Raw genomic sequence first — 9957 nt, forward strand, 5'->3', positions numbered from 1 at the left:
GTAATCAGTTCATCGAACGTTGTCACTCTAATTTGAATAGCGCCTATTTGGAAGTGACCCGATTGGTGAGCTTAGCAGATGATAAGGAAAAACAAAGCCAGGCTTTTCGTTTGATGGAGTTGGCTTTAGAAGAGCAGTTGCGCTTGAGCAGATCCCAGCAACTGCTGGAAAAATTGAGTCTTGCTCACACCATGTGGAAGGCCAATGTTTCTTTTCAAAATGCTCTAGAATATATGGTTTTGAGCTTAGAAAGTTAAGGAGTCAGAATGAATAAAAAAGAATTATTTGATGCTTTAGACGGCTTTTCTCAGAATTTGTTGGTCACCTTGGCTGAAGTTGAAGCTATCAAGAAAAATTTGAAACAAGTCATCGAAGAAAATACAGCTCTTCGCTTAGAAAATGATAAATTGAGAGAGCGTTTGGGAGAAGTTGAGAAGACCGCATCCGCAAAGTCCCAACACCATGGCCGTGAAAATTTGCAACGCATTTACAATGATGGTTTTCACATTTGTACTTATTCCTATGGTCAACGCCGTGAGAACGATGAAGAGTGTATGTTTTGTGACGAGTTGTTATTTAGGGAGTAAGCATGCAGATCCAACGAAGTTTTAAAGGGGAAAAGAAAACAGGGGTCCTCTACCTGGTCCCAACACCGATCGGTAACCGCGAGGATATGAGTTACCGCATGGTCCAGACCTTAAAGGATGTGGACTTGATCGCAGCTGAGGATACCAGAAATACAGGCCTCTTGCTCAAGCATTTTGAGATTAGGACTCCCCAGACTAGCTTTCATGAGCATAATGCCCAGGAGAAAATTCCAGATCTGATCGCCCATTTAGAATCTGGAAAAGATTTGGCGCAGGTCTCAGATGCAGGACTCCCAAGTATCTCTGATCCTGGTCATGATTTGGTTAAGGCAGCGATTGAACGCGAGATTCCTGTCGTAGCTGTTCCTGGTCCAAGTGCAGGGATTACTGGCTTGATTGCCAGTGGCCTAGCACCTCAACCTCATATTTTTTACGGATTTCTACCTCGCAAAGAGGGGCAACAAAAGGCCTTTTTCCAAGAAAAAGTGGCCTATCCGGAGACACAGATATTTTATGAGTCGCCCCATCGGGTGAAGGTGACCTTAGAGAATATGTTGGCTGTCTATGGGGATCGTCCGGTTGTCTTGGTTCGTGAATTGACCAAGATCTACGAAGAATATACTCGCGGCAGCATTTCAGAGTTAGTCGCATTTCTTGAAGAAAATCCCCTCAAAGGGGAGTGCCTCTTAATCGTCGAAGGAGCCAAAGAAGAAGAGTTAGACCTAGAAGAGGTCGACTTGATCCAAGAGATCGATACCTTGGTCCAAGAGGGGATGAAGAAGAATCAAGCAATCAAACAGGTCGCTAAACAATACGGCCTGCAAAAGAGTGAGCTCTATGCTCGTTACCATCAAGACTAGGAAAGGTTGGAAGCAGGATGGAAATTAGAATGGCTTATCCCAATGAGATTAAGCGAATTATGGAAATCATCCAAGATGCCAAGGAAAGCCTGGCTCAAAGACAGGTCGACCAGTGGCAGGATGGCTATCCAGATGAAGAGATCATTTTTGAGGATATTCTAGAAAGTCGAGGCTATGTGGCGGTTGAAGATCAGGAAGTCGTCGCCTATGCAGCCGTCCAAAAGGGAAATGAAGCGGCCTATAATGAGATTTACGATGGCAAGTGGGAGCATGACAACTATATGTATATCACTTTTCACCGCGTCGCTGTAGCCAAAGAAGCTGCTGGCAAAGGGGTGGCTCAGACCTTCCTTCAAGGTTTAATCGAAGGAGAAAAAGTCCCAGATTTCCGTTGCGATACGCACCCGGATAATGTGGTCATGCAACATTTGCTTGAAAAATTGGGCTACCATTATTGTGGAAAGGTCCCTATTGATGGAGTACGTCTGGCTTATCAAAAGATCAAACGAAAAGCAGAAACTAGTCTATTCCAAGTGGTCTCAGAAGAGGACCGCTGGGACCAAAGAGCGGAAGCAGCCTACAATGACTCTCTATCTTAAACAATTTTATGAAAGCCCTATGGGGCTTCTTTCGATCGTTGTCAGTGAAGAAGGCCTTGTAGAGCTTGATTTTTATGATCCGAAAGAAGAGGCACCTGATCCCTATGGAGCGCTGAAACAGGTCCATCCCTACCATGAGAAGGTGAAGGAGTGGTTGGATCACTATTTTGCGCGAGATCCAATCGCTATCAGCTTTCCACTAGCACCGCAAGGGACAGTCTTCCAAGAGCGGGTGTGGCAGTTATTGCGAGAGATCCCATATGGTGAGACCAAAACCTATGGCCAGCTTGCTCAGGATCTTTCTTGTGGTTCAGCCCAAGCCGTGGGACAGGCTGTCGGACGCAATCCCTTGACGATCTTAGTCCCTTGCCACCGTGTGATGGGAAAAGATGGACAACTGACGGGCTATGCGTCTGGACTCGATCGCAAACGCTGGCTCTTACAACACGAAGGAATTACCTGGAAGGAGAAATAAAATCGATGTATACCTTTATTGAATACCCAAAATGTTCGACTTGTCGAAAGGCTAAATCAGAATTGGATGGTCTCCAATGTGAGTTCCAAAGCCAAAATATTGTCACAGAAACACCTACTAGCCAAGAATTGCAAGATTGGATGGCGGCTTCTGGCCTACCGATCAAGTCTTTCTTCAATACTAGCGGAATGAAATACCGAGAACTCGGTTTGAAGGATAAGGTGGATCAACTGACAGTGAAAGAAGCGGCGGATCTCCTTGCTTCAGATGGTATGCTGATCAAGCGGCCTCTGCTTGTCAAAGACGGAAAAGTTATTCAAGTGGGCTACCGGAAACCGTACGCAGACTTAGATTTGTAAAAGAAAAGGGAGTTGGGCTCCCTTTTCATTTTGCAGTGAAGATGATATAATCATACGAGTGAAATCAATGAAAGAGAGTCAAGCATGAGTATTTTAGAAGTGAAAAATTTGAGTCACGGTTTTGGGGACCGGGCGATTTTTGAGGATGTGTCCTTCCGTTTGCTAAAAGGAGAGCATATCGGTCTTGTCGGGGCCAATGGTGAGGGGAAATCGACCTTCATGAGCATCGTGACTGGTAAGATGCAACCTGACGAAGGAAAGGTGGAGTGGTCTAAGTATGTGACGGCAGGCTACCTAGATCAGCATTCGGTCTTAGAAGAAGGACAAACTGTTCGCGATGTCTTACGGACAGCTTTTGATGAGTTGTTCACAGCTGAAGCTCGCATCAATGACCTCTATATGGCCATGGCGGAAGAGGGAGCTGATGTCGATGCTCTGATGGAAGAGGTCGGGGAACTCCAAGAGCGTCTAGAAAGTCGGGATTTTTATACCTTGGATGCCAAGATCGATGAAGTGGCGCGTGCTCTTGGGGTTATGGACTTTGGCATGGATACGGATGTGACCTCCTTGTCAGGTGGGCAACGGACCAAGGTACTCTTGGCTAAACTCTTGCTAGAAAAACCAGATATCTTGCTACTAGACGAGCCAACCAACTACTTGGATGCAGAGCACATCGATTGGCTTAAACGCTATTTGCAGAATTATGAAAATGCCTTTGTCCTCATTTCCCACGATATTCCTTTCTTGAATGATGTGATCAATATCGTCTACCATGTGGAAAATCAGCAGTTAACCCGCTATTCAGGAGACTACTACCAATTTCTCGAAGTCTATGAAATGAAGAAATCGCAATTGGAAGCGGCTTATGAGCGTCAGCAAAAAGAGATTGCTGATTTGAAGGATTTCGTAGCCCGTAATAAGGCGCGTGTGGCTACACGGAATATGGCCATGTCTCGTCAGAAGAAGCTGGACAAGATGGAACTCATTGAGTTGCAAAGTGAGAAACCAAAACCCTCCTTTGAATTTAAAAATGCCCGGACTCCTGGACGCTTTATCTTCCAAGCCAAAGATCTTCAGATTGGCTATGACCGTCCTTTGACCAAGCCTTTGAACCTAACCTTTGAACGCAATCAAAAGGTGGCCATCATCGGGGCCAACGGGATCGGAAAAACCACTCTCTTGAAGAGCTTGTTAGGAATCATCCCACCAATCGCTGGTGAAGTCGAGCGGGGAGATTACCTAGAGCTTGGCTATTTCGAGCAAGAGGTCGAAGGGGGCAATCGCCAGACACCGCTTGAAGCAGTCTGGAATGCCTTTCCATCTCTCAACCAAGCAGAAGTTCGTGCCGCCCTTGCCCGCTGTGGCTTGACCACCAAAAATATCGAGAGCCAAATCCAGGTGTTATCCGGTGGAGAGCAAGCCAAGGTACGCTTCTGTCTCTTGATGAATCGTGAAAACAATGTCTTGGTACTAGACGAGCCGACCAACCACTTGGATGTGGATGCCAAAGAAGAATTGAAACGGGCTCTGAAAGAGTACAAGGGATCGATTCTCATGGTTTGCCACGAGCCAGACTTCTATGAAGGCTGGATGGACCAAATTTGGGACTTTAATGAATTGACGTAAAGACAAAAAAAGAACCGCATGGTTCTCTTTTCAGATTCTTCTTAGAAACTTTCCTTAGGTGAGTACGGACGTCAGCGAACTTCTGCGAAGTTCCATGACTAATTATTGAGCCTAAGGTCTCAATAATTCCGTGTGCCTGAAATAAATCTGTTTCAGGCACTTTTCTCATGGCGGAAAGTTTCAGTAGATGAATGACTTAAATAATTAGAATTCATTTTTTTTACCAATGAATTTATTAGCTAATTTTATGTAAAATGTTTATCAATATCTTAAAAAGAGAACCGTTTGGTTCTCTTTTCATTATTTCTTGAAATTGTAGTCTTTTAAGATCTCGATTTTTTCAATCTTGATATCTGTTTTTGGTTTGTCTTTATCATTGGTTTCGGCAGAGGCGATTTTATCGACCACATCCATGCCATCGATCACTTGGCCAAAGACAGTGTAGTTACCACCATCGAGGGTTGGATTTCCACCATTTTTATAAGCATCGATGATCTTAGCTGGGAAGCGGTCAGTTGGGAGCTTGCTAGAAATATCTTCCTTATTTTGGTTAATATAGAATTGACTACCATTGGTATTTGGACCAGAATTGGCCATGGCAAGAGCTCCACGAAGGTTGTAAAGGTATGGAGAATACTCATTCTCAAAACCAGTACCTGAATCTTTGGATTTGTCTTTGCCCTTCCAGATGGATTCGCCACCAGTACCATCTCCCTTAGGATCCCCAGTTTGGATCATAAAGTTGTTAATGACACGGTGGAAAAGTAAGCCATTGTAGTAGCCTTCTTTTGCATGGGTCAAGAAGTTTTCAACTGCAAGGGGCGCATATTTAGGGAATAGCTTCACAGTGATGTCGCCTTCAGTTGTTGTGATTTTAACTTCTGCTTCGTCTTCAGCCACTTCATTTGAGAGCTGTGGGAAGACGGCATTTTCATTGGTCATGGCATCGTTAAAATCTTTGCGCAGTTGTTCTAATTTCTTTTGTTCTTCTTCAATTTTCTTTTGATCTTTTTCACTAGAGCTAGAAGTTGCTGTCTGCTCTGTCTTTTCTTTGCTTGAGCTTGAAGAGTTAGCGTCAGTCTTATTAGACGAACAAGCTGTCAAAGCCAAGCCGGAAAATAATAGTAGTGCGATTAATTTTTTCATATTCTTCCTTTCCAACATAGTTGTCTTTCTCTATTGTACCTTAATTTTACGATACTTTCAAATCTGGATAGAATTTTAAGCGAAAACACTATTTTGAAAATTTGCAGAAAATGGATGCGGCTATTTTAAAATTTTTGTATAATAGGATGACTACAGGAGAACGATCATCAAAAAATGAAATCATCACATTTTGCGAGAGCCCTTTGGTTTGGTATCCTAGGTGCTCTCTTTTTTGCATTTACCTTTATTTTTAATCGAAGTATGAACCTGGCAGGTGGTTCCTGGATGTGGAGTGCTAGTTTGCGCTACCTTTTTAGTTTGCCTATGATGGCTGTTTTAGTCTGGCAGAAAGGCGAGTTGAAGGGTGTCTTGTCAGCGATTGCACGAGCCCCGTGGACTTGGTTGCTCTGGAGTACGCTCGGCTTTGGCCTCTTTTATGCGCCCTTATCGATGGCTTCTATCTATGGAGAATCATGGTTTGTGGCTGCGACCTGGCAGATTACGATATTAGCATGTCTCCTTCTGACCCCACTTTTTGGCCAAAAGATTCCAGGAAAACAGTTTGGAATGACTTTGCTGATTTTGTTAGGAATCGTATTGATTCAAATTCCATATTTTGGACGAGGTCTCGGAGAAGGTGTGGTGAGAGCTAGTATCTTAATTTTGATCGCTGCTTTTTCCTATCCATTGGGAAATCGTAAGATGCTAGTTCATTGTAGAGAAGAACAATTATCAACGACCCAACGGGTCTTTGGGATGACCTTAATGAGTGTTCCCTTTTGGTTGCTCTTAGCCGTCTTTGCAGGAGTAGATGCAGGCTTACCATCAGGTGGGCAAATGCTCCAATCCTTGATCGTAGCTGTATTTTCAGGAGTTATCGCGACCATGCTCTTCTTTGAAGCAACCAACTTGGTGAAACACAGCCATCAGCAATTAGCTGTTGTTGAAGCTACCCAGGCCGGCGAGGTCCTCTTCACCCTATTTGGAGGCTGTCTTTTTCTAGGAGATCAGATCCCAACCCCACTAGGATTTTTAGGGGTCTTCATTGTGATCATCGGTATAGTGGGAAATAGTCTGATGACTTCTTCAGACTAGATAGTGCTAGAAGAGTAGAACTTAAAAGATGATATTGCGGTTCAGTCTATCAATGCTAACGCCCACAAGGGTGTTTTCTTTTTGGATTTAATCACTAATTAAGAAGAAAGTTGCGTAGAGATGGAAAATTCGGTATGATGGGAGATAAGTTGATTTGGTGGGATATGAACGAATTCCCTCAAAAATCGTATCATGAATGGGGAGCCCCAGATGAACATTAAGAGAGGTATAAAATGGAAAGAAATAAGAGTTTGATCTATATGATGCGTTTTGCTGGTAAAGAGTATTACCTAGATAAGATAAGAATGAGACTTTATGTGAACCATCAAAAAAAGCCTGTCCGATTTGATCGATGGACTTTTGGTCTAGGAGCTATCATTGGCTTTTTCATTCTAGTTCCCCATTGGGTCCATTCCATTTCTGTAGTTTACAAAACTATCTTGTTTGGATTGGGCTGGTTGTTGGTTGCTACACTGATCAGACGTATGATGACCATGGAACAAGATCCAAATTTTGAAGAGTTTCATATTGAGACGCTGGACAAGCGAGAGGAGTTTCTTTTAAGAATGAAATCAAAGCTATATCGTAAACTGTGGATTGGACTGGCCTTTCTGTATGCTAGCATTTTTCATGCAGTTCATTACATCATGGCCAATCTTCCAGGAAGCTATGGTATGAGTCTGATGATGTTCTATGGAGTCTATCTCTGCTTAGGTCAATCCCATATTCTATCTCAGATGAAGATCTTTAAAGAGCTAACAAAACAATTGCGTAGATAAGGACCAGATTTGTACTTAAGATGTGCTGACTTCATATGAATTAAAGAGTGGGAAAGATTTAGTTTTACTTGTTAATGGGGAGAAGGTTGACACTTTATCAATCAGCAAGAATCAAGGATGATGAACCAGATATGAATAAAAGCATAATCTTTCAAGAAGCGAAAATTTAATTGTTCCAATGAATTAGAAGCCATTTCAAATAAATATTTCTGATTCTAAGGTTGCTAAATTATATCCTGAAGTAGAAAAGATATAAACTATTTAAATCAAATTTGTTTCCGTCCAAACAATACAATGAACGAAATGGTGTGATAAAATCACTCATTAGTTTGCGCTGAAAGGTCAAGAAAATATGGAACTTTATGTTACAGACGAAACAAGAGGGAATAAAACACAAATTTATTCTTATGACGAGTTTGTAGCGTGGATAAAGTTCCATCGGAAGAATGAATCATCAGCTAAACAAAGTAAAGTTTTTATAGATCAATCAGATACTGGGGAATGGTCAGAGCTTCCTCACGATAGTCTTTATTTTCTTGCTCGTCATTCGGTTTAAAAGACGTTCGTAGACTTACCATAAGCGTTTTTCAAACAGCTAGGGATGTTTATCCTTTGGGAATCATTCTGGGTCTATTTGCTTCATTAAAAATTTTCCCGATCTTCGCTTACAATACCTACCGATCAAAATGGGGCTAGGACCGGTTTCTAGCTTCATTTTTTTCAGTTTTACTCTGCACATGTTTGGAAATGATTTTACTAGAGAACTGGCTTGGAATTGTGATATAATAAAGGTTATGGCAAACAATAATCAATCAAAAAAAACACGGTCGACGAGACGACTGTCCAAAGCAGAATTAGAAAGAAAAAAAGCGATTCATCGCATGATTGTGACCATTCTGATTAGTCTGGTTTTAGTTTTTGCGGCCTTGAAATTGGGGGCGGTAGGGGTCTTGGCCTACAACTTAATCCGACTCTTTTTTGGGAGTTTGGCTTACTTGGCTATTTTAGCGACCTTTTTCTACCTCTATGCCTTTAAATGGCTGGACAAACACGAAGGGGTGATTTCAGGATTCCTAAGCTTCTTTGCTGGGGTTCTCTTGATGTTTCAGGCCTTCTTTGTATCCTCCCTTCATTTAGATAATAATGGGATCAAGGTCACCTTTTCAAGAATCATGGCAGACCTGATTCATCTGCGAGTGGAGAGCTTTGCCGGTGGTGGTATGATCGGTGCCCTTCTTTATGCTCCGATTTCCTTCCTCTTTTCAAATATTGGCTCTTATTTTATCGGCCTTCTCTTTATTGGATTGGGGATTCTCTTGATGAGTCCTTACTCCATCTATGATTTGTTTGAAAAGGGATCGGAAGCCTTCCACGCTTCTATGGAAAAACGCAAAGAACGTCGCGAGCAGAAGTTCCTTGAAAAGGAAGTGAGAGTTGCTGAGGAAGCTGCGGCAGCTGAAAGAGAGCAAGAAGAAGCAAGTGCAGTTCTTCCAATTCCCCTTTCAATGGAAGGGCATCCTGTAGATCCTGAAACAGGAGAAGTGTTGGCGGAGGAGCCGTTCACAGAGCCCTTCCCAGAAGCCGAAATTGTCGCACCAACAACACCAGAGATCTACCTGCCAGATGAAGAGTGGCCTGAAGAGCCTGAAGCATACGAAGAGCTTCCAGTAGCCGAAGAATTCGAGGACGATGGGGAAGAGGTTCAAGTGGATTTCACACCGAAGGAACTCCTCCAGTACAAGCTTCCAACCATTGATCTCTTCGCGCCTGACAAGCCGAAAAATCAATCCAAAGAGAAAAACATCGTTCGCCAGAACATCCGCATTTTGGAAGAAACCTTTGCAAGCTTTAACATCAAGGCGACAGTGGAGCGGGCGGAAATCGGTCCTTCTGTTACCAAATATGAAGTCAAGCCAGCTGTCGGTGTGCGGGTCAATCGCATCTCCAATCTAGCAGATGATTTGGCCTTGGCCCTAGCAGCAAAGGATGTGCGGATTGAAGCGCCGATTCCAGGGAAATCTCTGGTCGGGATTGAAGTGCCCAACTCAGAGATTGCGACCGTTTCCTTCCGTGAATTGTGGGAGCAGTCTAAAACAGATCCGGCTAAACTCCTTGAGATTCCTCTTGGAAAGGCCGTAGATGGTTCAGCTCGAACCTTTGATTTGGCTCGGATGCCCCACCTCTTGGTAGCGGGGTCTACCGGATCTGGTAAGTCAGTAGCGGTCAATGGCATTATTTCGAGTATCTTGATGAAGGCCCGTCCGGACGAAGTCAAGTTTATGATGGTCGATCCAAAGATGGTGGAGCTTTCTGTCTACAATGATATTCCTCACCTCTTGATTCCAGTGGTGACCAACCCACGTAAGGCCAGTCGGGCCCTGCAAAAGGTTGTCGATGAGATGGAAAATCGCTACGAGCTCTTCTCGAAAGT

Annotated in this window: 9 protein-coding genes and 2 pseudogenes; 10 read left to right on the plus strand and 1 reads right to left on the minus strand. The window is 43.3% G+C overall.

What is annotated here, in order from left to right:
* The 7 genes and pseudogenes from SPADD19_RS12285 to SPADD19_RS01475 all read left to right on the plus strand — a co-directional run.
* Nucleotides 1–257: pseudogene (locus SPADD19_RS12285) on the plus strand (DNA polymerase III subunit delta'); the annotation flags it as partial.
* A gap of 9 nt (nucleotides 258–266) precedes the next feature.
* Entirely contained in the window at nucleotides 267–587 is a 321-nt protein-coding gene (gene yabA, locus SPADD19_RS01450; RefSeq protein ID WP_014713697.1) for a DNA replication initiation control protein YabA, read from the plus strand.
* Nucleotides 588–589: 2 nt separating this feature from the next.
* Nucleotides 590–1447 (plus strand): 16S rRNA (cytidine(1402)-2'-O)-methyltransferase, encoded by an 858-nt coding sequence (gene rsmI / locus SPADD19_RS01455; RefSeq protein WP_061455017.1) that lies wholly within the window; start codon nucleotides 590–592, stop codon nucleotides 1445–1447.
* A 17-nt stretch (nucleotides 1448–1464) separates the two neighbouring features.
* The gene (locus SPADD19_RS01460; protein WP_061455018.1) at nucleotides 1465–2046 is read left to right on the plus strand and encodes a GNAT family N-acetyltransferase; all 582 of its coding nucleotides are present in this window, start codon (nucleotides 1465–1467) and stop codon (nucleotides 2044–2046) included.
* Complete coding sequence (locus SPADD19_RS01465) at nucleotides 2030–2521, plus strand: methylated-DNA--[protein]-cysteine S-methyltransferase (protein WP_061455019.1); 492 nt, start codon at nucleotides 2030–2032, stop codon at nucleotides 2519–2521. Before SPADD19_RS01460 ends, SPADD19_RS01465 begins: the two co-directional genes overlap by 17 nt.
* Before the next feature lie 5 nt (nucleotides 2522–2526).
* Nucleotides 2527–2880, plus strand: a complete 354-nt coding sequence (locus SPADD19_RS01470) for an arsenate reductase family protein (protein WP_061455020.1) — start codon at nucleotides 2527–2529, stop codon at nucleotides 2878–2880.
* An 84-nt stretch (nucleotides 2881–2964) separates the two neighbouring features.
* Nucleotides 2965–4506: an ABC-F family ATP-binding cassette domain-containing protein gene (locus tag SPADD19_RS01475; RefSeq protein ID WP_061455021.1), complete on the plus strand. Its 1542-nt coding sequence runs from the start codon at nucleotides 2965–2967 to the stop codon at nucleotides 4504–4506.
* Nucleotides 4507–4806: 300 nt separating this feature from the next.
* On the opposite strand, the gene SPADD19_RS01480 is transcribed toward SPADD19_RS01475, so the two are convergent.
* The gene (locus SPADD19_RS01480) at nucleotides 4807–5652 is read right to left on the minus strand and encodes a peptidylprolyl isomerase (protein WP_061455022.1); all 846 of its coding nucleotides are present in this window, start codon (nucleotides 5650–5652) and stop codon (nucleotides 4807–4809) included.
* A gap of 174 nt (nucleotides 5653–5826) precedes the next feature.
* Here SPADD19_RS01480 and SPADD19_RS01485 point away from each other — a divergent pair, with 174 nt between their 5' ends.
* From SPADD19_RS01485 to SPADD19_RS01500, 3 genes and pseudogenes are all read left to right on the plus strand, one after another.
* Complete coding sequence (locus SPADD19_RS01485; RefSeq protein ID WP_061455023.1) at nucleotides 5827–6747, plus strand: DMT family transporter; 921 nt, start codon at nucleotides 5827–5829, stop codon at nucleotides 6745–6747.
* Nucleotides 6748–6980: 233 nt separating this feature from the next.
* Entirely contained in the window at nucleotides 6981–7526 is a 546-nt protein-coding gene (locus tag SPADD19_RS01490) for a hypothetical protein (protein ID WP_061455024.1), read from the plus strand.
* A 794-nt stretch (nucleotides 7527–8320) separates the two neighbouring features.
* Nucleotides 8321–9957, plus strand: a pseudogene (locus tag SPADD19_RS01500) (DNA translocase FtsK); the annotation flags it as partial.

This window comes from Streptococcus parasanguinis (assembly GCF_001578955.1).
Classification (GTDB): domain Bacteria; phylum Bacillota; class Bacilli; order Lactobacillales; family Streptococcaceae; genus Streptococcus; species Streptococcus parasanguinis_U.